This window comes from Streptococcus sp. NM (assembly GCF_003390135.1).
Classification (GTDB): domain Bacteria; phylum Bacillota; class Bacilli; order Lactobacillales; family Streptococcaceae; genus Streptococcus.
On sequence record NZ_QUOS01000001.1, the window covers coordinates 78,445 to 102,621 of the forward strand.

The 24,177-nt window shown below is 41.6% G+C and carries 28 protein-coding genes, 1 riboswitch and 1 other annotated feature; of the genes, 18 read left to right on the plus strand and 10 right to left on the minus strand.

Annotation, left to right across the window (positions count from 1 at the left end; translation table 11 throughout):
* Nucleotide 1 precedes the first annotated feature (1 nt).
* The gene (locus DXN33_RS00535; RefSeq protein ID WP_084950215.1) at nucleotides 2-811 is read left to right on the plus strand and encodes a hypothetical protein; all 810 of its coding nucleotides are present in this window, start codon (nucleotides 2-4) and stop codon (nucleotides 809-811) included.
* Nucleotides 812-823: 12 nt separating this feature from the next.
* A complete protein-coding gene (locus DXN33_RS00540; protein ID WP_115903972.1) occupies nucleotides 824-1,732 on the plus strand; it encodes a type II restriction endonuclease in 909 nt (302 codons plus the stop codon).
* A 45-nt stretch (nucleotides 1,733-1,777) separates the two neighbouring features.
* On the opposite strand, the gene DXN33_RS00545 is transcribed toward DXN33_RS00540, so the two are convergent.
* The 4 genes from DXN33_RS00545 to DXN33_RS00560 all read right to left on the minus strand — a co-directional run bounded on the left by DXN33_RS00545 (nucleotide 1,778) and on the right by DXN33_RS00560 (nucleotide 5,207).
* Nucleotides 1,778-3,040, minus strand: coding sequence for a nucleobase:cation symporter-2 family protein (locus tag DXN33_RS00545; RefSeq protein ID WP_115903973.1), 1,263 nt, complete (start codon nucleotides 3,038-3,040; stop codon nucleotides 1,778-1,780).
* Nucleotides 3,040-3,621, minus strand: a complete 582-nt coding sequence (locus DXN33_RS00550; protein ID WP_115903975.1) for a xanthine phosphoribosyltransferase — start codon at nucleotides 3,619-3,621, stop codon at nucleotides 3,040-3,042. Before DXN33_RS00550 ends, DXN33_RS00545 begins: the two co-directional genes overlap by 1 nt.
* Before the next feature lie 130 nt (nucleotides 3,622-3,751).
* A riboswitch (purine riboswitch) is annotated at nucleotides 3,752-3,847 on the minus strand.
* A 134-nt stretch (nucleotides 3,848-3,981) separates the two neighbouring features.
* Nucleotides 3,982-4,368 carry a VOC family protein gene (locus DXN33_RS00555; RefSeq protein WP_115903977.1) on the minus strand — a complete coding sequence of 129 codons (387 nt, stop codon included), beginning with the start codon at nucleotides 4,366-4,368 and terminating at the stop codon, nucleotides 3,982-3,984.
* A gap of 11 nt (nucleotides 4,369-4,379) precedes the next feature.
* Nucleotides 4,380-5,207, minus strand: coding sequence for an exodeoxyribonuclease III (locus DXN33_RS00560; RefSeq protein ID WP_115903979.1), 828 nt, complete (start codon nucleotides 5,205-5,207; stop codon nucleotides 4,380-4,382).
* Between the two features lie 134 nt (nucleotides 5,208-5,341).
* Here DXN33_RS00560 and DXN33_RS00565 point away from each other — a divergent pair, with 134 nt between their 5' ends.
* The 14 genes from DXN33_RS00565 (at nucleotide 5,342) to trpA (ending at nucleotide 20,279) form a co-directional block, all read left to right on the plus strand.
* Entirely contained in the window at nucleotides 5,342-5,797 is a 456-nt protein-coding gene (locus DXN33_RS00565) for a DUF3290 family protein (protein WP_115903980.1), read from the plus strand.
* Complete coding sequence (locus tag DXN33_RS00570) at nucleotides 5,794-6,429, plus strand: DUF421 domain-containing protein (protein ID WP_042900454.1); 636 nt, start codon at nucleotides 5,794-5,796, stop codon at nucleotides 6,427-6,429. The genes DXN33_RS00565 and DXN33_RS00570 overlap by 4 nt, the downstream gene beginning before the upstream one ends.
* Nucleotides 6,430-6,589: 160 nt before the next feature.
* A complete protein-coding gene (locus DXN33_RS00575; RefSeq protein WP_115903982.1) occupies nucleotides 6,590-8,335 on the plus strand; it encodes an ABC transporter ATP-binding protein in 1,746 nt (581 codons plus the stop codon).
* Entirely contained in the window at nucleotides 8,325-10,067 is a 1,743-nt protein-coding gene (locus DXN33_RS00580) for an ABC transporter ATP-binding protein (RefSeq protein ID WP_115903983.1), read from the plus strand. The genes DXN33_RS00575 and DXN33_RS00580 overlap by 11 nt, the downstream gene beginning before the upstream one ends.
* 183 nt (nucleotides 10,068-10,250) lie before the next feature.
* Complete coding sequence (locus DXN33_RS00585; protein WP_115903985.1) at nucleotides 10,251-10,943, plus strand: sugar transferase; 693 nt, start codon at nucleotides 10,251-10,253, stop codon at nucleotides 10,941-10,943.
* A 42-nt stretch (nucleotides 10,944-10,985) separates the two neighbouring features.
* Nucleotides 10,986-12,215: a DegT/DnrJ/EryC1/StrS aminotransferase family protein gene (locus tag DXN33_RS00590; RefSeq protein ID WP_181897259.1), complete on the plus strand. Its 1,230-nt coding sequence runs from the start codon at nucleotides 10,986-10,988 to the stop codon at nucleotides 12,213-12,215.
* 332 nt (nucleotides 12,216-12,547) lie between these two features.
* Nucleotides 12,548-13,726, plus strand: coding sequence for a tryptophan synthase subunit beta (gene trpB / locus DXN33_RS00595; RefSeq protein ID WP_115903989.1), 1,179 nt, complete (start codon nucleotides 12,548-12,550; stop codon nucleotides 13,724-13,726).
* Nucleotides 13,717-13,948, plus strand: a binding site (T-box leader). Its footprint overlaps the gene before it by 10 nt.
* A 71-nt stretch (nucleotides 13,949-14,019) precedes the next feature.
* Nucleotides 14,020-15,381, plus strand: a complete 1,362-nt coding sequence (gene trpE / locus DXN33_RS00600; protein WP_033687254.1) for an anthranilate synthase component I — start codon at nucleotides 14,020-14,022, stop codon at nucleotides 15,379-15,381.
* Nucleotides 15,378-15,944, plus strand: a complete 567-nt coding sequence (locus DXN33_RS00605; RefSeq protein WP_033687253.1) for an aminodeoxychorismate/anthranilate synthase component II — start codon at nucleotides 15,378-15,380, stop codon at nucleotides 15,942-15,944. The genes trpE and DXN33_RS00605 overlap by 4 nt, the downstream gene beginning before the upstream one ends.
* A gap of 10 nt (nucleotides 15,945-15,954) precedes the next feature.
* Nucleotides 15,955-16,959, plus strand: a complete 1,005-nt coding sequence (gene trpD, locus DXN33_RS00610) for an anthranilate phosphoribosyltransferase (RefSeq protein WP_033687252.1) — start codon at nucleotides 15,955-15,957, stop codon at nucleotides 16,957-16,959.
* Nucleotides 16,956-17,723 carry an indole-3-glycerol phosphate synthase TrpC gene (gene trpC, locus DXN33_RS00615; protein ID WP_033687251.1) on the plus strand — a complete coding sequence of 256 codons (768 nt, stop codon included), beginning with the start codon at nucleotides 16,956-16,958 and terminating at the stop codon, nucleotides 17,721-17,723. The genes trpD and trpC overlap by 4 nt, the downstream gene beginning before the upstream one ends.
* Entirely contained in the window at nucleotides 17,710-18,309 is a 600-nt protein-coding gene (locus tag DXN33_RS00620) for a phosphoribosylanthranilate isomerase (RefSeq protein WP_061864451.1), read from the plus strand. The genes trpC and DXN33_RS00620 overlap by 14 nt, the downstream gene beginning before the upstream one ends.
* Nucleotides 18,287-19,510, plus strand: coding sequence for a tryptophan synthase subunit beta (trpB, locus tag DXN33_RS00625; RefSeq protein ID WP_115903991.1), 1,224 nt, complete (start codon nucleotides 18,287-18,289; stop codon nucleotides 19,508-19,510). Before DXN33_RS00620 ends, trpB (DXN33_RS00625) begins: the two co-directional genes overlap by 23 nt.
* Complete coding sequence (trpA, locus tag DXN33_RS00630) at nucleotides 19,503-20,279, plus strand: tryptophan synthase subunit alpha (RefSeq protein WP_115903993.1); 777 nt, start codon at nucleotides 19,503-19,505, stop codon at nucleotides 20,277-20,279. Before trpB (DXN33_RS00625) ends, trpA begins: the two co-directional genes overlap by 8 nt.
* Here trpA and DXN33_RS00635 read toward each other — a convergent pair.
* Nucleotides 20,251-20,910 carry an A24 family peptidase gene (locus DXN33_RS00635; protein ID WP_115903995.1) on the minus strand — a complete coding sequence of 220 codons (660 nt, stop codon included), beginning with the start codon at nucleotides 20,908-20,910 and terminating at the stop codon, nucleotides 20,251-20,253. The genes trpA and DXN33_RS00635 overlap by 29 nt on opposite strands.
* A gap of 69 nt (nucleotides 20,911-20,979) precedes the next feature.
* Here DXN33_RS00635 and DXN33_RS00640 point away from each other — a divergent pair, with 69 nt between their 5' ends.
* On the plus strand, nucleotides 20,980-21,435 hold the full coding sequence (locus DXN33_RS00640) for an N-acetyltransferase (protein WP_115903997.1): 456 nt from the start codon (nucleotides 20,980-20,982) through the stop codon (nucleotides 21,433-21,435).
* Nucleotides 21,436-21,501: 66 nt separating this feature from the next.
* Nucleotides 21,502-21,747, plus strand: coding sequence for a transposase (locus DXN33_RS00645; RefSeq protein WP_257375295.1), 246 nt, complete (start codon nucleotides 21,502-21,504; stop codon nucleotides 21,745-21,747).
* Between the two features lie 109 nt (nucleotides 21,748-21,856).
* Here the strand turns inward: DXN33_RS00645 and DXN33_RS00650 are convergent, their stop codons facing one another.
* From DXN33_RS00650 to DXN33_RS00670, 5 genes are all read right to left on the minus strand, one after another.
* On the minus strand, nucleotides 21,857-22,060 hold the full coding sequence (locus tag DXN33_RS00650; protein ID WP_000109960.1) for a CsbD family protein: 204 nt from the start codon (nucleotides 22,058-22,060) through the stop codon (nucleotides 21,857-21,859).
* 30 nt (nucleotides 22,061-22,090) lie between these two features.
* Nucleotides 22,091-22,699: an Asp23/Gls24 family envelope stress response protein gene (locus tag DXN33_RS00655; protein ID WP_033684829.1), complete on the minus strand. Its 609-nt coding sequence runs from the start codon at nucleotides 22,697-22,699 to the stop codon at nucleotides 22,091-22,093.
* A gap of 37 nt (nucleotides 22,700-22,736) precedes the next feature.
* On the minus strand, nucleotides 22,737-22,907 hold the full coding sequence (locus DXN33_RS00660; RefSeq protein WP_000455069.1) for a DUF2273 domain-containing protein: 171 nt from the start codon (nucleotides 22,905-22,907) through the stop codon (nucleotides 22,737-22,739).
* Nucleotides 22,908-22,918: 11 nt separating this feature from the next.
* A complete protein-coding gene (gene amaP, locus DXN33_RS00665) occupies nucleotides 22,919-23,491 on the minus strand; it encodes an alkaline shock response membrane anchor protein AmaP (RefSeq protein WP_023946078.1) in 573 nt (190 codons plus the stop codon).
* A gap of 76 nt (nucleotides 23,492-23,567) precedes the next feature.
* Nucleotides 23,568-23,804: a GlsB/YeaQ/YmgE family stress response membrane protein gene (locus DXN33_RS00670; RefSeq protein ID WP_033688245.1), complete on the minus strand. Its 237-nt coding sequence runs from the start codon at nucleotides 23,802-23,804 to the stop codon at nucleotides 23,568-23,570.
* Between the last annotated feature and the right edge of the window lie 373 nt (nucleotides 23,805-24,177).

The window sequence follows — 24,177 nt, forward strand, 5'->3', positions numbered from 1 at the left end:
AGTGTTAGAGTTAGGTGAGTATGCAACTTATAAAGAATTTGGCCTTGAACTTATTAACTGTTTAGAACATTCTGGTTTTTCCGAGTCAATTAAAGAGGGAGAAGAAGCTAAATCTAGAATCCTTATAACACCTCAAGATATAACTTTGATATTTTATGGATATAAGGCAACAAACGAGGAGACTAAAAGACGATTAAAGAGAAATTCTTACGATTGTTTAGTAAGATTTAAGGAAGAAGATGTAAGTTTTATAACAATCTGTAAGGAAATAATAGAAAAATGTCATATTGAAAAATTTCCTGTAAAACTAATAAAGAATATAGTATATATTGTCTTGAGGTCAATCTCACAAAGGCCATTAACAACAATAGAATCTACAATTTCAGATTATTTATTAATTGAAAACCAACTAATTAGAATTAATAATCCATTATACAATGACAGATATCTATCATCAGAAGAAATTGATAATGGTATTAAAGAGTTAAGAAGTGTATTAGCTTCATTGAATGATGTTGGAAAATTTTCCTTGCAAGAAATTATAAATATAATAAGTTATATTGCAATTATCGAGGAATTTAATTATCCGAAACTTGAGGGTGATACTAAATATAGAGGACGTTCAGATTGTTTTGGTAGATATATTGAGGTTTTATTTGGTGATATAGATGAACTTAGTAGACATATTTCTGAACAATCTTTTTCTGTAGGTGCGCATTTTATTCATGATCAAAGATACCAAGATTATTATTTAACTAAATATATAGATATGGATAGACTTGAGTTGAACAATCAAGGTGAATATTTTTAAGAAAGGAATCTTATGAATCTATTAAATTATCATAAATTACCGTCAGAAGAGCGCTTGGAAAAATTTCTTTCTACGCTTTCAATTACCAACAGAACGCCAGAGTACTATGTGAATTGGAGTAAAGTTAATCGTGAGACCAAGAAGTATGAATTAGAGTTAAATACATTAAACTACTTAATTGGTAAAGACGATATCTATTCAGAAGCATTACACTTATTCACTAAACAACCCAATTTGTTAAAAGCAATTCCTAGTCTGATTGCAAGTCGAGATAAAGTTTTGGATGTTTTAACAATAGATGAAAACGATAATATGTCTTTTGAGCAATTGGATTTCAAAACGATAGACACTAGTAGAATAGATGATTACATGAAATTTATTGTTCAATCTGGTTTATTATTTTTTTTACAACAACATGCTAATCGTTCATTAGTTGATTATGTTTATGGAGTAGAGACTGGACTAGATAGCAATGCACGAAAAAATCGAAGTGGAACAACCATGGAGGGGATTTTAGAGAGACATGTAGCAAAAATTTCTCAGAAACAAAAATTGGAATGGAAATCTCAAGCTACAGCCCAATTTATTAAGAATAAGTGGGGGATTAAAGTACCTGTTGATAAGTCTGAGAGAAGATTTGATGTTGCAGTTTATTCCCGAGAAAAACATAAGGTTTGGTTGATTGAAACGAATTATTATGGCGGCGGAGGAAGTAAATTAAAAGCGGTTGCTGGAGAGTTTACTGAACTCAGTCAATTTGTTATTACTTCAGATGACAATGTTGAATTTGTTTGGGTTACTGATGGTCAAGGATGGAAAACAGCACATTTACCACTAGCAGAAGCATTTAGTCACATTACGAATGTATTCAATTTAGAGATGTTAAGAGAAGGATTTTTAGCTGATTTATTTTTACAATAATTGTTCATTAACTATAAACAAAAAAGAGGCTCGCACCTCTTTTTCTTATTTCTTTTTATGATTTAATACGGCATTGAGGACAATGGCAAGTAGGCTGGCTACGACGATTCCGTTTGAGAAGAACATTTGGAAGGCTGTCGGCATGCTGACAAAGAGATTACTGTTGTTGAGTCCGACACCTGCAGCGATTGATACAGCTGCGATAAGGAAGTTATGTTCATTGTTAGCAAAGTCAACACGGGCGAGGATTTGTATCCCTTGAATAGATACAAAACCAAACATTACCAGCATAGCACCACCGAGGACAGGACTCGGAATGATTTGAGCAAGGGCACCAAACTTAGGAAGGAGTCCAAGGAGAACCAGGAAACCAGCTGCGTAGTAGATTGGTAGGCGAGTCTTAATACCTGACAATTTAACCAAACCAACGTTTTGTGAAAATCCTGTGTAAGGGAAGGTATTAAAGATTCCTCCGAGAAGTACGGCCAAACCTTCTGCGCGGTACCCGTTGCGAAGGCGCGTGCTGTCGATTGGATCCTTTGTGATATCAGACAAGGCCAGATAAACACCAGTTGACTCAACCATAGACACCGTTGCGATGATACACATCATGACAATAGATGAGATTTCAAAGGTTGGCATCCCAAAGTAGAGTGGAGTTGGGACATGGACAAGTGGTGCTGCTGCAACAGGAGAGAAGTCCACCAAGCCCATGCTGGCAGCAATGGCAGTTCCAACAACCAGACCAATCAAAATAGAGATAGATTTGATAAATCCTTTGGTAAAGATGTTAATCAAGAGGATAATCAGAACAGTGATAGCTGCAAGTAGGAGACTTTGACCAGTTGGCTCTGGAACATTATTTCCCATATTTCCAATAGCGACAGGAATCAAGGTTAAACCAATCGTAGTAATAACAGATCCTGTTACGATAGATGGGAAGAGATTGGCTACTTTTGAGAAGATGCCTGAAACAAGAACAACGTAAATCCCTGATGCGATAAGGGCACCAAACATGGCGCCACTACCATGGCTTTGCCCAATCATAATCAAAGGAGCGACCGACTGGAAGGCTACTCCTAGAACGACTGGGAGTCCAATACCAAAATATTTGTTGAGTTGGAGTTGGAGGAAGGTTGCCACCCCACACATGAAGATATCTGTGGAAATCAGGTAGGTCAACTGCTCAGTTGAATAGCCAAGGGCTGTCGCAATCATGATAGGAACCAGGATGGATCCTGAGTACATGGCTAGTAAGTGTTGCAAGCCAAGAACGGCTGCTTGCGAATGTTTTTCTTGAGTTTGCATTAGAGATCTGCCTCCTTAAAAATAACTTGACCATTTTCAAAACGATCCAAACGAGCGAGTGATAGGACAGGATAGCCTGCTTTTTCAAGCAAATCACGGCCATCTTGGAAGGATTTTTCAATCACAATACCGATAGCTTCGACTGTTGCTCCAGCCTGTTCGATGATTTGAATCAAGCCTTTAGCAGCTTGGCCATTAGCAAGGAAATCGTCGATAATCAAGACCTTGTCCTCTGGTGAGAGGAATTTTCCAGCGATAGAAACGGTACTGGTCACTTGCTTGGTAAAGGAGTAAACTTCGGCAGTTAAGATTCCTTCGTTCATAGTGATGTTTTTAGCTTTTTTAGCGAAAATCATGGGAACGTTTAAGGCTTCAGCTGTAAAAATGGCTGGGGCAATACCTGACGCTTCAATGGTCACGACCTTGGTAATGCCAGCAGAAGCAAATTTTTCCGCAAAAACCTTACCAATCTCTCGCATCAAGCTAAAGTCAACTTGGTGGGTTAAAAAGGAATCCACCTTGAGGATGTTGTCACCCAAGATATGCCCATCCTTGAGGATGCGCTCTTCTAATAATTTCATAAGACCTCCTAAAGTCTAAAAGATAATCCATTTACTTGTTTCAGATTTTTATCCAGTAAAAAATGATAGAAAAAAGACCTACTTAATTTCTAAGTAGGTCCCCAAAATAGGCATGGCAAAAACGACCATACCTCACTGTTGACATACTTATTGTTAGGTGTTCCGGCACCTTGTAGAAACGTCGTGCCAATTCACGACATAAACAAGTAAAATGATATTTAATTTTAAATAGGCTTGAGCCAATGTTATTATTTTACACTAAATAACTTTAGAAATCAAATATTTTGTTAGTGTTTTGATTTGAAAAAACGAACGAACAAAAACCTACAACATGATACAGTATTGTAGGTTTCTATTATTCTATTCACTAAATCTTAAAAAATAGCCATCTGGATCCAAGACTGCAAATTCATGGGGATAAATAAAACTATCTCCCACTCGAAATTCTCTTTTTGTCAGGGGACGATGGATGGGATAGTCAGCTTCCAGCAGTTTTTGGTGGAGCTGAGGAACATCCTCAATGCCAAAGGAAATATTGACACCACGCCCGAAAGGATAAGCCAGCTGAGCTAATTCTTCTGCGTCGCCTTCTTCTAACATGAGTTGGCAGTCTTCAAGGGAGAGGAAGAGAAATTTCTCTTCGGGGCGTTCGTATTCGACAGAGAAGCCCAGCAAGTTGCAGTAAAAGTAGCGTGACTTTTCGATGTTGGATACCACAAATTCGGGGATGACAGCTTGATAGTCCATTAGCTTTCTCCTTAGAGTTCAATCTCCAAGACAATCGGTGTATGGTCTTGGCGAGCTCCTGAGTCGATCATATCAGACTTGGTCACCTTGTCAGCGATGCGGTTACTTGTGAGCCAGTAGTCGATTCTCCAGCCTGTATTGTTGATTTTAGAAGTCTTGCTACGCTGCGCCCACCAAGTGTAGCGTTCTGGAACATCGCCGTGAACATGACGGAAAGTATCGGTAAATCCTGTTGCCAAGAGGTTGGTAAATCCAGCACGTTCCTCGTCGGTAAATCCAGGTGAACGGCGGTTGCTAGCAGGATTTGCAAGGTCAATCTCATTGTGGGCTACATTGTAGTCACCGGTCGCAAGGACTGGTTTTTCTTTGTCTAGTTCAGCCAAGTACTCCGCATATTTGACATCCCAGACTTGGCGTTCTTCCAAGCGTTTGAGGCCATCACCAGCGTTTGGAGTGTAAACTTGGGTAACGAAAAATTTATCAAATTCTAGAGTGATGATACGACCTTCCAAGTCCATGGTAGAAGGGGCACCGATTTCTGGGAAGCTGATAGTGGGTGTGAGTTCTTTCTTATAGAGGAACATGGTTCCAGCATAGCCTTTACGGGCAGGCTCTTGGGAAGAGCGCCACGTGTTTTCGTAGCCTGGGAAGAGTTCCTCTAAAATTTCCAAGTGTTTCTTTGTAGGCCCTTTGGCAGAAAGCTTGGTTTCTTGGATAGCAATGATATCAGCATTTTCAGCGACCAAGGTTTGTAGGACTTCTTGGGACAATTTGGCACGAGCTGAGTCGCTAGTTAGGGCAGCATTGAGGGAATCAATATTCCATGAGATGAGTTTCATAAAGTTACCTTTTTCATTCAGATTTATAGATTTTATTATACCAAAAAAAGGTCTAATTCCCCAACGTATGGTTTGAAAAATCACCCTCTTTCGTTTATAATAAAGAATGATTTTATGAAAGGGAGTGAAAATAAATGAAATTTTACTCATATGACTATGTGCTTAGCCAAATCAGTCAGCAAAATGGCATCATGATTGGCTTTGGGATTGTGCTCCTAGCTATCACAGGATTTTTTGCTTTTAAGGCTTATCGTGATAAAAAGGGAACTAAGTTTCGGGAATTGGTCATGATTTTGGCCTTGACCTTGGTGGCCATGCTTTTGGTGACGATTTCAAAATATCAGACCAATCAAGCCTCTAACAACCAATTTCAAACTTCACTTCATTTCATAGAGGTTGTTTCCAAAGACTTGGGAGTGGATAAATCAGAAGTTTATGTCAATACTTCAGCTGCCACTGATGGGGCGCTTGTCAAGGTAGGTTCAGATGTCTACCGTGCCATGAACGGGAGCCAACCAGACAAGTATCTTTTAGAGAAATTAGAATTGCATCAAACAGACGCTATTGAATTGGTGGAGGTAAACAAATGACGCTCAACTATATGGAAATTTTAATCAAACTAGCCTTGGGTCTCTTTTCGCTTGTTTTTGTTATTAATGTGACAGGAAAGGGGAACCTGGCGCCTAACTCTGCGACAGACCAAATTCAGAACTATGTTCTTGGTGGAATCATCGGTGGGGTAATTTACAATAGTTCTATTAGTATTCTTCAGTATGCAGTGATTCTGATGATGTGGACGATTTTGGTCTTGACCCTCAAATGGCTAAACAACAATGTTCGTTTTGTCAAACGCTTGATTGATGGCAAGCCAACTCTTCTTATCAAAAATGGGAAGATTGACCCAGAAGCTTGTCGTTCAGTTGGTTTGTCTGCATCAGATGTAGCTCTCAAACTTCGTAGCCAAGGGATTTTTCAGATGAAACAAGTCAAACGAGCTGTGCAGGAGCAAAATGGCCAACTCATCGTGGTCCAAATGGGAGATGAAAATCCTAAGTATCCAGTTGTGACTGACGGTGTGATCCAAGTCGATGTTTTGGAGTCGATTGGTCGTAGCGAAGAGTGGTTGCTTGATAACCTCAGCAAACAAGGACATGACAATGTTGCCAATATCTTTATCGCTGAGTATGACAAGGGTGCCGTCACAGTCGTAACCTATGAATAAGAAAAACCTGGGGTCTTGTACTCTTCAAAAATCAAATTCAAACTGCGTCAACGTCGCCTTGCCGTACTCGAGTACAGCCTGCGGCTAGTTTCCTAGTTTGCTATTTGATTTTCATTGAGTATTGGCCTCAGGTTTCCATTTGCAATCAGAAAGGGATTTTATGTCCATTATTCAAAAACTTTGGTGGTTTTTCAAGTTAGAAAAACGCCGTTATCTAGTCGGAATTGTGGCCCTGGTCTTGGTTTCCGTCCTCAATCTCATTCCACCTATGGTTATGGGGCGGGTCATTGATGACATTACATTGCAGCAATTAAGCCAGCAGGACCTCCTTCTTGACCTATTTTACCTGCTGCTTGCAGCCTTTGGGATGTACTATCTGCGCTATGTTTGGCGTATGTATATCCTCGGGACTTCCTACCGTCTGGGACAGATTATGCGGTCTCGTTTGTTTGAGCATTTCACAAAAATGTCTCCAGCCTTTTATCAGACCTATCGGACGGGAGACCTGATGGCGCACGCAACCAATGATATCAATGCCTTAACTCGTCTGGCAGGAGGCGGTGTTATGTCTGCGGTGGATGCCTCTATCACGGCTTTAGTGACCTTGCTGACCATGCTTTTTAGCATTTCATGGCAGATGACCATAGTTGCCATTTTACCCTTACCTTTCATGGCTTATGCGACCAGTCGCCTAGGGAGAAAGACCCACAAGGCCTTTGGCGAATCGCAAGCTGCCTTTTCTGAACTCAATAACAAGGTACAGGAGTCCGTATCAGGTATCAAAGTGACCAAGTCTTTCGGTTATCAGGCGGACGAGTTGAATTCCTTTCAGGCAGTCAATGAATTGACCTTCCAAAAGAACCTGCAAACCATGAAATACGATAGTCTCTTTGACCCCATGGTTCTCTTATTTGTTGGTTCATCCTATGTCTTAACCCTCTTGGTCGGCTCCTTGATGGTTCAGAAAGGGCAAATCACGGTTGGGAATCTAGTTACCTTTATCAGCTACTTGGATATGCTAGTTTGGCCTCTTATGGCCATCGGCTTCCTCTTTAATATTACTCAGCGAGGGAAGGTTTCTTACCAGCGGATTGAGGAACTTTTGTCTCAGGAATCACCTGTACAAGACCCTGAGTTTCCTCTAGACAGTATTGAAAATGGACGCTTAGAGTACGATGTTGACAGCTTTGCATTTGAAAATGAGGAAACACTAACGGATATTCACTTTAGTTTAGAAAAAGGGCAAACATTGGGCTTGGTCGGGCAGACAGGATCTGGAAAAACGTCCTTGATCAAGCTTCTCTTGCGTGAATATGATGTGGATAAGGGTGCTATTTATCTGAATGGCCACGATATTCGTGACTATCGTCTGACAGATCTTCGTAGTCTTATGGGCTATGTTCCTCAGGACCAGTTCCTCTTTGCGACTTCAATCTTAGACAATATCCGCTTTGGCAATCCTAACTTGCCCCTTTCAGCGGTCGAGGAAGCGACTAAGCTAGCCCAAGTTTACCAAGACATTGTAGCCATGCCTCAGGGATTTGATACCTTGATTGGTGAAAAGGGAGTCAGTCTTTCTGGTGGTCAAAAGCAACGGCTAGCCATGAGTCGGGCTATGATTTTAGACCCTGATATCTTGATTTTAGATGATTCCTTGTCGGCCGTGGATGCCAAGACAGAGTATGCCATCATCGACAATCTTAAGGAAACGCGTAAAGACAAGACAACCATTATCACGGCCCATCGTCTCAGCGCAGTTGTCCATGCAGATCTGATATTGGTTCTGCAAAATGGTCAAATTATCGAACGGGGGACACACGATGACTTGCTAGCCATGGATGGCTGGTATGCCCAAACCTACCAGTCTCAGCAACTGGAAATGAAAGGAGAAGAAGATGCAGAATAAGCAAGAACAATGGACTGTATTGAAGCGCTTGATGTCTTATCTCAAGCCGTATGGACTCCTTACCTTTTTGGCACTCAGTTTTCTCCTAGCGACGACGGTCATCAAAAGTGTCATTCCCCTTGTGGCTTCCCACTTTATAGACCAGTATCTCAGCAATCTCAATCAACTTGCCGTTACCGTTTTGCTGGTCTACTATGGCCTTTATATCCTACAAACTCTGGTCCAGTATGTCGGCAATCTTCTCTTTGCGCGGGTATCCTACAGTATTGTTAGGGATATTCGTCGGGATGCCTTTGCCAATATGGAGAAATTGGGGATGTCTTATTTTGACAAGACGCCAGCAGGCTCTATCGTCTCTCGTTTGACCAATGATACCGAGACCATCAGTGATATGTTTTCAGGGATTTTATCTAGCTTTATCTCAGCAGTTTTCATCTTTCTGACAACTCTTTATACCATGTTGGTATTGGATTTTCGTTTGACAGCATTAGTCTTGCTCTTTCTCCCCTTGATTTTCCTTTTGGTCAATCTCTATCGAAAAAAATCAGTGAAAATCATTGAGAAAACCAGAAGTCTCTTGTCAGATATCAATAGCAAGCTGGCTGAAAACATCGAGGGAATTAGGATTATCCAGGCCTTTAATCAAGAGAAGCGGCTGCAGGCAGAATTTGATGAGATCAACCAAGAACACTTGGTATACGCCAACCGTTCTGTAGCCTTGGATGCCCTCTTTTTGAGACCTGCCATGAGTTTGCTTAAACTCCTAGGATATGCAGTTTTAATGGCCTATTTTGGCTATCGTGGACTTTATCTAGGAATAACAGCCGGGACTATGTATGCCTTTATCCAGTATATCAATCGTCTATTTGATCCCCTGATTGAAGTGACGCAAAACTTCTCAACTCTTCAAACGTCCATGGTTTCTGCGGGTCGTGTATTTGCCTTAATTGACGAGAGGACCTATGAGCCTCTTCAAGAAAATGGACAGGCCGAGATCAAAGAAGGCAATATCCGTTTTGAACATGTATGTTTCTCGTATGACGGTAAACATCAGATTCTGGATGACATTTCCTTCTCCGTTAACAAGGGTGAAACCATTGCTTTTGTGGGGCATACAGGTTCTGGGAAATCTTCGATTATCAATGTTCTCATGTGTTTTTATGAATTCCAGTCAGGGAGAGTTCTCTTGGATGGTGTGGATATCCGGTGCTACAGTCAGGAAGAGTTGAGAAAAAACATCGGGCTAGTTTTGCAGGATCCCTTCCTCTATCATGGGACCATTAAGTCCAATATCGCTATGTACCAAGAAATCAGTGATGAGCAGGTAAAGGACGCAGCTACCTTCGTGGATGCAGATTCCTTTATTCAAGAACTTCCTCAAGGTTATGATTCCCCTGTGTCCGAGCGTGGTTCGAGCTTTTCAACTGGACAGCGCCAGCTTCTTGCCTTTGCTAGAACAGTCGCCAGTCAGCCTAAAATCCTGATTTTGGATGAAGCGACAGCCAATATTGACTCTGAAACAGAAAGTTTGGTTCAAGCTTCACTGGCGAAGATGAGACAGGGACGGACAACCATTGCCATTGCCCACCGTCTTTCTACTATCCAAGACGCCAACTGTATTTATGTTTTGGACAAAGGGCGAATTATTGAGAGTGGAACCCATGAGGAACTCTTGGCTCTGGGAGGAACCTATCACAAGATGTATAGTTTGCAGGCAGGGGCCATGGCCTAATACTCTTTGAAAATCTATTCAAGTCAGGTCAGCTTTATCTGCAACCTAAAAGCTGTACTTTGATTTTCATTGAGTGTAAGAAGGAAATCCTTCAAATTACAGATTTCTTTCACCGCCTTTTCCATTTTGTGGTATAATGAAAAATGTTGACAAATAGTATAATAAAAACAAAGGAGAAACAGCATGCTGAAATGGGAAGACTTGCCCGTGGAAATGAAATCAAGCGAGGTTGAGTCTTACTACCAGCTTGTCTCTAAAAGGAAGGGTTCGCTGATTTTTAAGCGTTGCTTGGACTGGGTTCTAGCCGTAGTCTTGCTGATTCTGACCTCTCCTATCTTTCTCATCTTGAGCATTTGGATCAAGTTGGATAGCAAGGGGCCAGTGATTTACAAGCAAGAGCGCGTGACCCAGTATAACCGTCGGTTCAAGATTTGGAAGTTCCGTACCATGGTGACGGATGCGGATAAAAAAGGAAGTCTGGTGACTTCAGCTAACGATAGTCGTATTACCAAGGTTGGCAATTTCATCCGCCGTGTCCGTTTAGACGAACTGCCTCAGCTGGTCAATGTTCTTAAAGGCGAGATGTCTTTTGTCGGTACACGACCTGAAGTGCCTCGTTACACAGAGCAGTATAGCCCTGAAATGATGGCGACCTTGCTCTTACCAGCAGGGATTACCTCTCCAGCCAGCATCAACTACAAGGATGAGGACACCATCATCAGTCAAATGACGGAGAAAGGTCTGTCGGTTGACCAAGCCTATGTCGAACACGTCCTTCCTGAAAAGATGAGCTATAACCTCGCCTATCTCCGAGAGTTTAGTTTCCTTGGAGACATCAAAATCATGTTTCAAACCGTGTTTGAAGTGCTAAAATAAAGTAGTCATGAGAAAATGAGTACAGATAAAAGGAGCAAATCAATGCCAAATTACAATATTCCATTTTCACCACCCGATATTACGGAAGCAGAAATTGCTGAAGTAGCAGATACCCTGCGTTCTGGTTGGATCACAACAGGTCCTAAGACAAAAGAACTGGAGCGTCGCTTGTCTCAATACACACAGACACCTAAGACTGTCTGCCTCAACTCTGCGACTGCCGCTCTTGAGTTGATTTTACGCGTCTTGGAAGTGGGACCTGGTGATGAAGTCATCGTTCCAGCCATGACCTATACAGCTTCATGTAGTGTTATCACTCACGTAGGGGCGACCCCTGTCATGGTGGATATTCAAGCAGATACTTTTGAGATGGATTATGACTTGCTGGAGCAAGCCATCACTGAAAATACTAAGGTTATCATCCCAGTAGAGCTTGCAGGGATTGTTTGCGACTACGACCGTTTGTTCCAAGTTGTGGAGAAAAAACGTGACCTCTTTACCGCTTCAAGCAAGTGGCAACAGGCCTTTAACCGTATTGTGATTGTCTCTGACAGTGCCCATGCTTTGGGATCTACTTATAAAGGGCAACCAGCTGGTTCTATCGCTGACTTCACATCCTTCTCATTCCATGCCGTTAAGAACTTTACAACAGCTGAGGGAGGAAGTGCCACTTGGAAAGCCAATCCAGCGATTGATGACGAAGAGATGTACAAGGAATTCCAAATCCTTTCTCTTCACGGGCAAACTAAGGATGCCCTAGCCAAGATGCAACTGGGTTCATGGGAATACGATATCGTAACACCAGCCTACAAGTGCAATATGACCGATATCATGGCGTCACTTGGTTTGGTACAATTGGACCGTTACCCTGGTTTGCTAGAACGTCGTAAGGAGATCGTGGACCGCTATGATCGTGGTTTTGCAGGTTCTCGTATCCATCCATTGGCACACAAGACTGATACTGTCGAATCTTCACGCCACCTCTACATCACCCATGTAGATGGAGCAAGCTTAGAAGAACGCAATCTTATCATCCAAGAATTGGCCAAAGCAGGAATTGCAAGTAACGTACACTACAAACCGCTTCCGCTCTTGACAGCCTATAAGAATCTTGGCTTTGATATGGCGAATTATCCCAAGGCCTATGCCTTCTTTGAAAATGAAATTACGCTTCCTCTTCACACTAAATTAAGCGATGAAGAAGTGGACTATATCATTGAGACTTTCAAAACAGTTTCTGAAAAAGTGCTAACTTTATCAAAAAAATCGTAAAAAAGTCTTGACAAAGAAAAAACAAAGTATTAAAATAAGTTCAACAAATCAGAAAAGTAACTATTTTTGATCTTCAGGGAGCCTGTGGTGATTGTGAACAGGTGGTTGGAAGTAGTGAAAGTGGGCTGATTTTAAAAATGAATTTGAAACAATGAAAATTCGGTGCGCACACCTTACAGTGCAACTTGTTGTTAGACAAGGCAGAGATGTAAAGGGGAATAGTCCCTTTATAATTGAGGTGGCACCGCGTTACCAACGCCCTCACGCAGAGTAATTTTCTGTGTGTGGGCTTTTTCATATCTTGAAATCAATACAGAAAGAGGAAAAATTTTATGACAACTAAAGGTTATTTTGGACAATTTGGTGGTAGTTTTGTACCGGAGCCGATTCAAGCTTTGTTGGATGAGTTGGAAGTGACATTTGACAAGTACAAGGATGATCCAGAATTTTTGGCAGAATTTCGCCATTACTTAAAGGACTATTCAGGTCGCGAAACACCGCTCTATTTTGCAGAAAGTTTGACAGAGCACTTAGGTGGCGCTAAGATTTATCTCAAGCGCGAAGACCTTAACCATCTTGGTTCTCACAAACTCAATAACGTTTTAGGACAAATTCTTCTTGCTAAACGCATGGGCAAAAAACGAGTGATTGCGGAAACAGGAGCTGGTCAGCACGGGGTTGCGACGGCGGCAGCTGCAGCCAAGTTTGGTATGGCTTGTGATGTCTACATGGGGGCAGAAGATGTGGAGCGTCAACGTCTCAATGTTTTCCGTATGGAGATGATGGGAGCAACTGTTCACGCAGTTGAAACAGGGACTCGTACCCTCAAAGATGCTGTTGATGCAGCCTTTGGAGCATGGATGAATGATTTGGAAGCCTTCTATGTTCTGGGATCTGCTGTAGGTCCTCACCCTTATCCTACCATTGTCCACGAGTTCCAAAAGGTCATCAGTGAAGAATCTCGCTGTCAAATCTTAGAAAAAGAAGGTCGTTTACCAGACTACGTTATTGCCTGTGTAGGTGGTGGCTCTAATGCCATCGGTGCTTTTTCACAGTATGTGGCTGATGAAGAAGTCAAATTGGTTGGGGTTGAAGCTGCTGGTCACGGACTTGATACAGACAAGCACGCAGCTACTATGACAAAAGGTAGTATCGGAATTGTCGACGGCATGAAGACTTATGCAGTTTTTAAGGAAGACGGAGAGCTGGCTCCAGTTTACTCTATCTCAGCTGGATTGGACTATCCAGGGGTTGGCCCAGAACACGCCTACTTTAAAGATTCAGGTCGCGTGGATTATGTGGCTGCGACGGATGAAGAAGCTGTTCAGGCTCTCCTCCTTCTCAGCAAGACAGAAGGGATTATCCCAGCGATTGAAAGTTCGCACGCTATCGCAGAAGCAGTTAAACGTGCACCGAAACTAAGTAAAGATGACATTATCATCATCAATGTCTCTGGTCGTGGAGACAAGGACGTAGCTGCGATTGCAGACTACCTAGAAGCTAAAAAATAATAGATGGAAAAATTACAGTCCTTTCTCTCACAGAGAGCTTGTGGTTGCTGGAAACAAGCAGAGAAAGCTGTAAGGTTGGGTCCATCTGAAACGAGAGAAGAAAACATAATTCTCAAGGGAGTGCCCTTTATCGCACAGCCTGTTACAGGAAGGTTCTGAGACAGGAATGAGAGATAGGAGAAATCCTATAATTGAGGTGGCACCGCGAATTTCGTCCTCACGCAAGTTATTTTGCGTGGGGATTTTTCATACAGTCGCCACGGACTAGAAGTAGAACTGAAAGGGAAATTACAATGGAACGAATCATTCATGGAGATGTCTTATCACCAATCTTGGCTTATATGCGCCTAAAGGGGCAACACAAGGTTATCTTAGAGAGTATTCCGAGAGACAAGGAAACAGCTCGTTTTTCTATCCTAGCCTATAATCCAGTTTTTGAGATTAAGTTTGAAAATGGAGTTCTTTATCAAAATGGTCAAGTGATTGATCGGGATCCCTTGGATTTCCTTTATGAAGTGACTCATAAGAGCCAGCACCATTCAGACCTACCTTTTGGTGGGGGAGCCATTGGTTTTGTTGGTTACGATATGATTTCGCTTTATGAAGAAATTGGTCAAATTCCTGAAGATACAATTGGAACGCCAGACATGCATTTCTTTGTCTATGAGAGTTACATGGTCTTTGACCACAAGAAGGAAAAAATCCATGTCATCGAGGATGCTCTTTATAGTGAGCGTAGCCAAGAAGACTTGGAAGAAGCCTTGAACCAAGTGCTTGAGGAATTACGCATTCCTGCTCCAAATGAATTTGAAGACTTGGATCTATCTCTGTTAGACTTCAAACCCCATATCGCTCCTCAGAAGTTTGAGGAAATGGTGGAAACGGCTCGTGACTTGATACGTAATGGCGATATGTTCCAATGTGTACTTAGTCAACGCTTCTCAGCAGAAGTGACTGGAAATCCATTTGACTTCTACAGAAATCTCCGCGTGACTAATCCTTCTAATTACCTTTATTTCTATGATTTTGGGGATTATCAAATCATCGGAGCTAGTCCAGAAAGTTTGGTTTCTGTCAAAAATGGCATCGTGACAACCAATCCGATTGCAGGTACGCGACCAAGAGGAGCTACGGATGAAGAAGACAAGGCTTTGGCGACAGACCTGCTTTCGGATGAGAAGGAAACAGCAGAGCATCGGATGTTAGTAGACTTGGGTCGTAATGATATTGGTCGCATCTCTGAAACGGCCAGTGTCCAAGTCACCAAGTATATGGAAGTGGAGCTCTTCCGTTATGTCATGCATTTGACCAGTGTGGTCAAGGGGCGTTTGCTTCCAGAACTTACTGCCATGGATGCCTTGAAAGCAACACTTCCTGCTGGAACAGTTTCAGGAGCACCAAAGATTCGAGCAATGAGACGCATCTATGAACTGGAAACAGAAAAACGTGGCGTATACGCAGGAGCAATCGGCTACTTGTCTGCGACGGGTGATATGGATTTCGCCATTGCCATCCGAACCATGATTCTCAAAAATCAAACAGCCTATGTGCAGGCTGGGGCAGGGATTGTCTACGATTCTATCGCCCAAAACGAATACCAAGAAACCATTAACAAGGCTAAATCTATGACTAGAATTGGAGAACTAAGACCATGATTTTATTGATTGACAACTATGATTCTTTTACCTATAACTTGGCCCAATACATTGGGAATTTTGCAGAAGTACAGGTCTTGAGAAATGATGATACCAAGCTGTATGAAGAAGCTGAAAAAGCAGATGGTCTAGTCTTTTCGCCCGGTCCGGGTTGGCCAGTTGATGCTGGAAAGATGGAAGATATGATTCGTGATTTTGCTGGCAAGAAGCCGATTCTTGGGATTTGTTTGGGTCACCAAGCCATTGCAGAAGTCTTTGGTGGTAAGTTAGGTTTGGCTCCAAAAGTCATGCATGGGAAACAGAGCAATATCAGCTTTGAAGCGCCATCTGTTTTGTATCAAGGCATTGAGGATGGCCGTGCGGTCATGCGTTACCACAGTATTTTAATTGAAGAAATGCCAGAAAACTTTGAAGTGACAGCTCGTTCGACTGATGACCAAGCCATCATGGGGATTCAACATAAAACCCTTCCAATTTATGGCTTCCAGTACCATCCAGAGAGCATTGGAACGCCAGATGGCTTGTCTTCTATTCGGAATTTTATTGAGAAGGTTGTAAAGTGAGGAAACTAGGATGAAAGAGATTATTGAAAAACTAGCAAAATTTGAAAATTTATCAGGTGTGGAAATGACGGATGTCATTGAGCGTATCGTAACTGGGCGTGTAACGGAGGCGCAGATTGCTTCTCTCCTCTTAGCTCTTAAGATGAAGGGGGAAACACCTGAAGAACGCACAGCCATTGCCCAAGTCATGAGAGGGCATGCCCAACATATTCCAACTGAAATTCATGATGCCATGGACAACTGTGGTACAGGTGGAGACAAGTCTTTCAGTTTTAATATTTCCACAACTGCAGCCTTTGTCTTGGCTGGTGGCGGTGTTCATATGGCAAAACACGGTAACCGCTCGATTTCTTCTAAATCTGGTTCTGCAGATGTCCTAGAAGCCTTGGGCATCAACCTAGACCTCAAACCAGCTGAACTAGGTAAGGTCTTTGATAAAACTGGCATCGTCTTTCTCTTTGCTAAAAATATGCACCCAGCTATGAAATACATCATGCCAGCTCGTTTGGAGTTGGGAATTCCAACGATTATGAACTTGACTGGTCCCCTGATTCACCCAATGGCTTTGGAAACACAGCTTCTTGGTATTAGTCGTCCAGAACTGCTAGAAAGTACAGCTCAGGTTTTGAAAAATATGGGTCGCAAACGTGCTATAGTGGTTGCTGGTCCAGAAGGATTGGACGAAGCTGGTTTGAATGGAACAACCAAGATTGCACTTCTTGAGAATGGCGAAATCAGCTTGTCAAGCTTTACTCCAGAAGATCTAGGGATGGAACGCTACGCTATCGAAGATATTCGTGGAGGTAACGCTCAGGAAAATGCAGAAATTTTGCTCAGCGTTCTTAAAAATGAACCAAGTCCATTCTTGGAAACGACAGTTTTAAATGCTGGTCTTGGTTTCTATGCTAATGGTAAAGTAGCTAGTATTAAGGAAGGAGTTGCCTTGGCCCGTCAAGTGATTGCTAGTGGCAAAGCCCTTGAAAAACTCAGACTGTTACAGGAGTACCAAAAATGAGTCAGGAATTTTTAGCACGAATCTTGGAGCAGAAGGCACGTGAGGTTGAGCAGATGGAGCTGGAGGAAATCCAGCCCCTGCGCCAGACCTATCGCTTGGCAGAATTTTTGAAGAATCACCAGGACCGTTTACAGGTAATCGCTGAAGTCAAGAAAGCTAGCCCTAGTCTGGGAGATATCAATCTAGATGTGGATATTGTGCAACAGGCCCAGACTTATGAAGCGAACGGAGCAGTGATGATTTCTGTTCTGACAGATGAAGTTTTCTTTAAAGGACATTTGGATTATCTACGGGAGATTTCCAGTCAGGTACAGATTCCGACGCTTAACAAGGACTTTATTATCGATGAAAAACAAATCATCCGAGCTCGCAATGCAGGTGCGACAGTCATCTTGCTCATCGTGGCAGCCTTGTCCGAAGAACGCCTCAAGGAACTTTATGACTATGCGACAGAGCTTGGTCTGGAAGTCTTGGTGGAAACTCACAATCTAGCTGAACTAGAGGTAGCTCACAGACTTGGTGCGGAGATTATTGGTGTTAATAACCGCAATTTGACTACCTTTGAAGTTGACTTGCAGACCAGTGTAGATTTGGCTAAACATTTCAAAGATGATTGCTTGTACATTTCTGAATCTGCTATTTTCACAGGGCAGGATGCGGAACGAGTAGCACCATACTTTAATGGAATTTTAGTTGGGACAGCTCTTATGCAGGCAGAAGATGTAGCCCAGAGAATCAAGGAGTTGCAGATTGACAAAGGTTAAGATTTGTGGATTATCGACCAAAGAAGCGGTGGAGACAGCTGTTTCAGCAGGGGCGGACTACATCGGTTTTGTCTTTGCAGCTAGTAAAAGACAGGTGACCTTGGATCAGGCTGCTGAGCTGGCAAAGCTTATTCCTACAGATGTCAAAAAGGTTGGTGTATTTGTTTCACCAAGTCGGGCTCAACTGCTAGAAGTCATTGACAAAGTTGGCTTGGACTTGGTTCAAGTTCACGGTCAGGTGGCAGATGATTTGTTTGAGAATTTGCCTTGTGCCAGTATTCAGGCTGTGCAGGTGGATGGAGAGGGGCATGTACCCAATTCTCAGGCAGACTATCTACTCTTTGATGCCCCTGTGGCTGGGAGTGGCCAGACCTTTGACTGGGCTCAACTGGATACGACTGGACTAACTCAACCCTTCTTTATCGCAGGTGGCCTTAATGAAGACAATGTAGTAAAAGCAATTCAACACTTTACTCCCTATGCAGTAGATGTATCGAGCGGAGTGGAGACAGACGGACAAAAAGATCATGAAAAGATTAGAAGATTTATAGAGAGGGTAAAGAATGGCATATCAAGAACCAAATAAAGATGGATTTTACGGAAAATTCGGCGGACGTTTTGTCCCAGAAACATTGATGACAGCAGTTTTGGAGTTGGAGAAGGCCTACCGTGAAAGTCAGGCAGACCCAAGTTTCCAAGAGGAATTAAATCAACTCTTGCGCCAGTATGTAGGACGTGAAACTCCTCTTTACTACGCAAAAAACTTGACCCAGCATATTGGCGGAGCCAAGATTTATCTTAAACGTGAAGACCTTAACCATACAGGGGCCCACAAGATTAACAATGCCTTGGGACAAGTTCTTCTGGCTAAACGCATGGGTAAAAAGAAAATTATCGCTGAAACAGGTGCTGGTCAGCACGGTGTGGCAACTGCAACTGCTGCAGCCCTCTTTAACATGGAATGTACCATCTATATGGGTGAAGAGGATGTTAAACGTCAAGCCCTCAATGTCTTCCGTATGGAGCTTTTGGGAGCCAAGGTTGAGGCTGTGACTGATGGTTCGCGCGTGCTCAAGGATGCGGTCAATGCAGCTCTTCGTTCATGGGTGGCAAATATCGATGATACCCACTATATTCTTGGTTCTGCCTTGGGACCTCATCCATTCCCAGAAATCGTTCGTGACTTCCAAAGTGTCATTGGTCGAGAGGCTAAACAACAGTACCGTGATATGACAGGTCAAGATCTGCCAGATGCCCTAGTAGCCTGTGTTGGTGGTGGTTCTAATGCTATCGGCCTCTTCCATCCCTTTGTAGAAGATGAGTCAGTAGCCATGTATGGGGCTGAAGCAGCTGGACTTGGTGTGGATACGGAGCACCATGCAGCTACCTTGACCAAGGGTCGTCCTGGTGTCCTTCACGGTTCCCTCATGGATGTGCTCCAAGATGCCCATGGTCAAATTCTTGAAGCCTTCTCTATCTCAGCAGGTTTGGACTATCCTGGTATCGGTCCTGAACATTCTCACTACCATGATATCAAACGTGCCAGTTATGTCCCTGTGACAGACGAGGAAGCCTTGGAAGGATTCCAACTCTTGTCTCGTGTGGAAGGGATTATCCCAGCCTTGGAATCTAGCCATGCTATCGCCTTTGCGGTGAAATTGGCCAAAGAACTTGGACCAGACAAATCCATGATTGTCTGCCTATCGGGTCGTGGGGACAAGGATGTGGTCCAAGTCAAAGACCGCTTGGAAGCAGATGAAGCAAAGAAGGGAGAAGCTCATGCCTAAGATACTAACAGAAAAATTAAATGCTATTAAAGCGACTGGAAAAGGAATTTTTGTTCCCTACATCATGGCTGGTGACCACGAAAAAGGTTTGGATGGTCTAGATGAAACAATTCACTTTTTAGAAGATTTGGGTGTCTCTGCAATTGAAGTGGGCATTCCCTTTTCAGATCCTGTCGCAGATGGACCTGTTATCGAAGAAGCTGGCTTGCGCAGTTTAGCCCACGGGACCTCTACCCAGGCTTTGGTTGAAACCTTGAAAACCATTGAAACAGAGATTCCACTGGTCATTATGACCTACTTCAACCCCCTCTTTCAGTACGGTGTGGAGAACTTTGTCAAAGATTTGGCAGATACAGCGGTTAAGGGCTTGATTATTCCAGACTTGCCTCATGAGCATGCCAACTTTGTAGAACCATTTTTGGCAGATACAGATATCGCCTTGATTCCCCTAGTTAGTTTGACGACAGGGATTGAGCGCCAGAAAGAATTAATTAAAGGGGCAGAAGGATTTGTCTATGCTGTTGCCATCAATGGGGTGACAGGGAAATCTGGCAATTACCGCGCAGACTTGGACAAGCACTTGGCACAATTGCATCAAGTGGCCGATATCCCAGTCTTGACAGGTTTTGGTGTATCTAGTCAAGCCGATGTTGAACGCTTCAATGCGGTATCAGATGGCGTTATCGTTGGTTCGAAAATTGTAAAAGCTCTCCACCAAGGAGAGCCGATTCAGGACTTTATCAAACAAGCAGTAGCTTACCAAAAATAATCACACAAGCAGCAAGTAAGAGGAAAGGTACGAAAGGAAGTCTTTCCTTTTTCTTTTGCAGGAGAAAGGCTAGAATTCCTGTTGCAGAAGCAAACTGAATCAAGATGAGTAACTCGGTTATGCTAAAGACGAGAGCGCAAGAAGCTAAAAAGAGGAAATCCCCTGCACCCATGCGGATATCGATAAAATGAGCCAACATTCCAAGAGCAAGGAAGAAGACCATGACCAGATTCCAGCCAGAGGAAGCCATGAGGATTAGGTGGAAAGTCATCCAGACCAGTAAGGGATATTCCTGATGGCGAAAGTCGTAGATGCCCAAGGTCAAACCAGAGGTGATTAGGACGACTTGCCCCAAGGGAAGTAATCCCCAAGAGTAAAGCAGAAAGATGAGCCCTAAGCCTAGTTCAAAGAGGGCATACCAGACAGGATAAGGAGCCTTGCAGTAGCGACAGTAAAAGCGATTGAAGACCTGCGAGAGAATTGGAATCAAATCTAAGGGATGCAAGGGAGTCTGACAGGAATCGCAGTGACTAGCAGGTCGGATAATGGATTGCTCAGGAAAACGGTCAATGACCAAACCAAGAAAGGAAGCGAGAATACTCCCGACAAGAAAAAAATAAAAATCAATCATACTTATCTATTCGTAAAAAATAGGAGAAGTAGTATAATGGAGAAACATAGATAAGATGGTGAGGCAAAGATGATAATTCGTTTTGAAGAAAAGGTGAGCACAGAAAACGCTCAGCTCGTATGCCAATGGTCCAACTCCCTTGGCAAATCCTTTCAAGAACAATGGATGGGAACAATGATTCCTTTTCCCTTGACAATTCAAGTCTTGCAAGATTTGGAAGGAATCTGTTCAATATTTGAAGGACAAGAGTTTGTGGGGCTTATCCAGAAAATCAGGCAAGAAGACAGCAATCTTCATATTGGAAGATTTTTTATCAATCCCCAGAAACAGGGGCAAGGCTTAGGTAGCCAGGCTTTAAGGAAATTTGTTAGTTTGGCCTTTGACAGTGGAGACATAGATACTATTTCTCTAAATGTCTACGAGGCAAATCAAACAGCTTATAATCTTTACCAAAAAGAAGGATTTGAAATCGTTCAAATGGTTGAAACACCAATACGAAAATACATTATGAAGAAGGGGATGTAGAAAGGAAAAAGCCTTGAAATAAATGTTGACTGTGATGATGAACCTGAATCAGCCCCTCAAAAGGGACTGTATATGAATGAACGTTACCAGTGTTTAAAAACTAAAGAATATCAGGCACTTTTATCTTCCAAGGGTAGACAAATTTTCGCTAAACGTAAGATTGATATGAAATCTGTCTTTGGGCAGATAAAGGTTTGTTTGGGTTATAAGAGATGTTATCTGAGAGGTAAGCGCCAAGTGAGAATTGACATGGGATTTGTACTCATGGTTAACAACCTGCTGAAATATAATAAGAGAAAGAGGCAAAATTAAAAAGCTAGAGTTCCGCAATTGGAAATCTCTAGCTTTTTGTTTTCTGAGAATCATCTTGACTCAGACTCTTTTGACTAATGTTACTAAAAAGATAAAGTAACTTTTAGCCTTATTTATTGTCGCCACTCAACATGTTTTTAACACCTTCGATAGCGCCTTCTACAGCGTCTTTGGCATCTTCAGCAACTTCTTTTACTTTAGAAACAACTTTTTCAGCTGTTCCTTCTTTTTCCATTTTTTCATCACCGATGGCTTTCCCAACACCTTCTTTAATAGAACCTTTAGCTTGATTTAATTTTTCTTCTACTGACATGATAATTTCTCCTGTTATATTTATTTTATATTAGTTTACACGAGTTTTTTCGTGAGATACTACACCAGTTGCTGCACCTTTAACAGCTTCTACGCCTTCGCTAACTTTTTCTTGAACAGTTGAGAAACCAGATCCAAGACCAGATTTAGCTTTTTCGAATTGTTCTGAAGCGAATTCTCCTGTTGATTCAGCAACGTCAGATACGCGATCTTGAAGGCTTACTGAGTCTGCTTCGTGTTGTTCTTTAGTTTTGATGTCGACAACGTTTACGTTGATTTCAACAACTTCCAAGTCAGTCATTTTAGCAACTTCTGAAGATACGATTTCTCTGATTTCTGAATATAAAGCTGGAACATTTTTTTGGTACTCAGCAATAATGTTTAAGTCAACTGCAACTTGTGTTTTACCAACTTCTACGTTAACACCACTTGTTACATCATCGCTGTTAACGATTTTTTCTTTAAGATTTGAGAAGAAACCACCGTCGATTCCCAAAAGACCTGAAACGTTTTCTAGTGACAGACCAATGATTTTTTGGATAACTTTATCTTCGTAAGTAAGTTCCCCTTTGATTTCGTGAGCTACAACAGTAGCATCTTTCTTTTCTACGTTAGTGTTAATGTTTTTTTCGTTTGACATATGAAACTCCTTTAATTAAATTAGTAATTTTTATTTTTTATTTATCTATATAGTTTTTTTCGATATATAATCCAGCTGCAACTCCCAGTGCTCCTAAAATCAATACAAATATTGTTTTGAAGAAGCCAAAGGAGATAATCAAACAAGCGAGAAATACGCCTATGAGACCAGTGATAATTGGATATCGATATTGTTTAAGCCATTCCATTTTTTACTTCCTTACTTCACACGACTAACAGTCTTTTTGTTTTGAGGTTTTGGTTTAGGCTGGTAGTCTTTTACTAGAACTTCTAGTTTAACCTGACGCTCAATACCAAAAAACTGCTTCAATCCATTAGTTATTTCATTTTGAATTAGTTGGCATCTGTCAGCGATGTTGTCCGAAGGAAGAATTTTACCTTCTACATGAACGAAACATTTATTTTTTCGTAAATTTACATGAACAGTTGGGTTCTTGATCAATCCATGATCACTCACCAAACTTCTAACAAAACCTTCGATTGCTGAATTCTTTAATTTCAATGTATCGTTTTTAGTTTCAAGTTGAATTTCCAAGTAACGTTTAGGATAAAACAACACAACTAACATCGATAACAAAACTAAAGTTGATAGAGCCACTATCCCCCAGAATATATATCTAGAGAGATAAAATTCAACGAAATGATTCTGTCTCCAGCTAAATAGCTGAATGCCTAGATCACTAACTTGATGATAATCTATCAAAACAGGAAGGAAAATTGTCAAGATTAAAATACAGAAAATAATTAAAAATATTTTCTTTGTTTTTGACATATACAATCCTTTCGATTTAACATTAAACTATTTTTACCCGTCTAATCTATTTAAAAATAGTTTATTCTACAAGTAATTATTTTTTACCTGTAAAGAATGATACTACAGTAACAACAATTGCTGCTCCTGCAATAGATGGGATCAAAGCCATTCCAGCGATGGATGGGCCCCAACTACCTAAAAGGGATTGTCCTACAGATGACCCGATTAAACCAGCGAATACATTTGCGACGATTCCCATAGAACTACCTTTTTTAGTGATTCTACCTGCTACAAGTCCAATCAGACCTCCAGCAATGATTGACCACAACATTGCTTACCCTCCTTTTTTATTTTAATATCAAAAAATAAATCAATTTCTTTTATTATTACTATTATATAATTTTAATACAAAAAATCAATTATTTTGATTATTATATAATTTTAATATCAAAAAATCAAATTCTTTGATTGTTGCTATTATATAATTTTTAAAATTAAAAATATACTCTTTCGACTTGAATTTGATTCTGTATTCACGCCCTCAATAGACGGTAAAATAAGAAAATTGTTTATATATTGCTCCCGTAGTGTTATTATACGAAATAAAGGATCTTAGTAAAAGTCGTTACAGCATGTTATACCTATTCTTTGTGGTATAATTGCAAGAGGTGAAATCCGATAATTTATAAAGAGAGAAAGACATT

What these genes read in the sequence shown, in the direction of transcription:
- DXN33_RS00540 (WP_115903972.1), top strand. Translation starts at nt 824, where the DNA reads ATGAATCTATTAAATTATCATAAATTACCGTCAGAAGAGCGCTTGGAA.
- DXN33_RS00545 (WP_115903973.1), bottom strand. Translation starts at nt 3,040, where the DNA reads ATGCAAACTCAAGAAAAACATTCGCAAGCAGCCGTTCTTGGCTTGCAA.
- DXN33_RS00550 (WP_115903975.1), bottom strand. Translation starts at nt 3,621, where the DNA reads ATGAAATTATTAGAAGAGCGCATCCTCAAGGATGGGCATATCTTGGGT.
- DXN33_RS00555 (WP_115903977.1), bottom strand. Translation starts at nt 4,368, where the DNA reads ATGGACTATCAAGCTGTCATCCCCGAATTTGTGGTATCCAACATCGAA.
- DXN33_RS00560 (WP_115903979.1), bottom strand. Translation starts at nt 5,207, where the DNA reads ATGAAACTCATCTCATGGAATATTGATTCCCTCAATGCTGCCCTAACT.
- DXN33_RS00565 (WP_115903980.1), top strand. Translation starts at nt 5,342, where the DNA reads ATGAAATTTTACTCATATGACTATGTGCTTAGCCAAATCAGTCAGCAA.
- DXN33_RS00570 (WP_042900454.1), top strand. Translation starts at nt 5,794, where the DNA reads ATGACGCTCAACTATATGGAAATTTTAATCAAACTAGCCTTGGGTCTC.
- DXN33_RS00575 (WP_115903982.1), top strand. Translation starts at nt 6,590, where the DNA reads ATGTCCATTATTCAAAAACTTTGGTGGTTTTTCAAGTTAGAAAAACGC.
- DXN33_RS00580 (WP_115903983.1), top strand. Translation starts at nt 8,325, where the DNA reads ATGCAGAATAAGCAAGAACAATGGACTGTATTGAAGCGCTTGATGTCT.
- DXN33_RS00585 (WP_115903985.1), top strand. Translation starts at nt 10,251, where the DNA reads ATGCTGAAATGGGAAGACTTGCCCGTGGAAATGAAATCAAGCGAGGTT.
- DXN33_RS00590 (WP_181897259.1), top strand. Translation starts at nt 10,986, where the DNA reads ATGCCAAATTACAATATTCCATTTTCACCACCCGATATTACGGAAGCA.
- trpB (WP_115903989.1), top strand. Translation starts at nt 12,548, where the DNA reads ATGACAACTAAAGGTTATTTTGGACAATTTGGTGGTAGTTTTGTACCG.
- trpE (WP_033687254.1), top strand. Translation starts at nt 14,020, where the DNA reads ATGGAACGAATCATTCATGGAGATGTCTTATCACCAATCTTGGCTTAT.
- DXN33_RS00605 (WP_033687253.1), top strand. Translation starts at nt 15,378, where the DNA reads ATGATTTTATTGATTGACAACTATGATTCTTTTACCTATAACTTGGCC.
- trpD (WP_033687252.1), top strand. Translation starts at nt 15,955, where the DNA reads ATGAAAGAGATTATTGAAAAACTAGCAAAATTTGAAAATTTATCAGGT.
- trpC (WP_033687251.1), top strand. Translation starts at nt 16,956, where the DNA reads ATGAGTCAGGAATTTTTAGCACGAATCTTGGAGCAGAAGGCACGTGAG.
- trpB (WP_115903991.1), top strand. Translation starts at nt 18,287, where the DNA reads ATGGCATATCAAGAACCAAATAAAGATGGATTTTACGGAAAATTCGGC.
- trpA (WP_115903993.1), top strand. Translation starts at nt 19,503, where the DNA reads ATGCCTAAGATACTAACAGAAAAATTAAATGCTATTAAAGCGACTGGA.
- DXN33_RS00635 (WP_115903995.1), bottom strand. Translation starts at nt 20,910, where the DNA reads ATGATTGATTTTTATTTTTTTCTTGTCGGGAGTATTCTCGCTTCCTTT.
- DXN33_RS00640 (WP_115903997.1), top strand. Translation starts at nt 20,980, where the DNA reads ATGATAATTCGTTTTGAAGAAAAGGTGAGCACAGAAAACGCTCAGCTC.
- DXN33_RS00650 (WP_000109960.1), bottom strand. Translation starts at nt 22,060, where the DNA reads ATGTCAGTAGAAGAAAAATTAAATCAAGCTAAAGGTTCTATTAAAGAA.
- DXN33_RS00655 (WP_033684829.1), bottom strand. Translation starts at nt 22,699, where the DNA reads ATGTCAAACGAAAAAAACATTAACACTAACGTAGAAAAGAAAGATGCT.
- DXN33_RS00660 (WP_000455069.1), bottom strand. Translation starts at nt 22,907, where the DNA reads ATGGAATGGCTTAAACAATATCGATATCCAATTATCACTGGTCTCATA.
- amaP (WP_023946078.1), bottom strand. Translation starts at nt 23,491, where the DNA reads ATGTCAAAAACAAAGAAAATATTTTTAATTATTTTCTGTATTTTAATC.
- DXN33_RS00670 (WP_033688245.1), bottom strand. Translation starts at nt 23,804, where the DNA reads ATGTTGTGGTCAATCATTGCTGGAGGTCTGATTGGACTTGTAGCAGGT.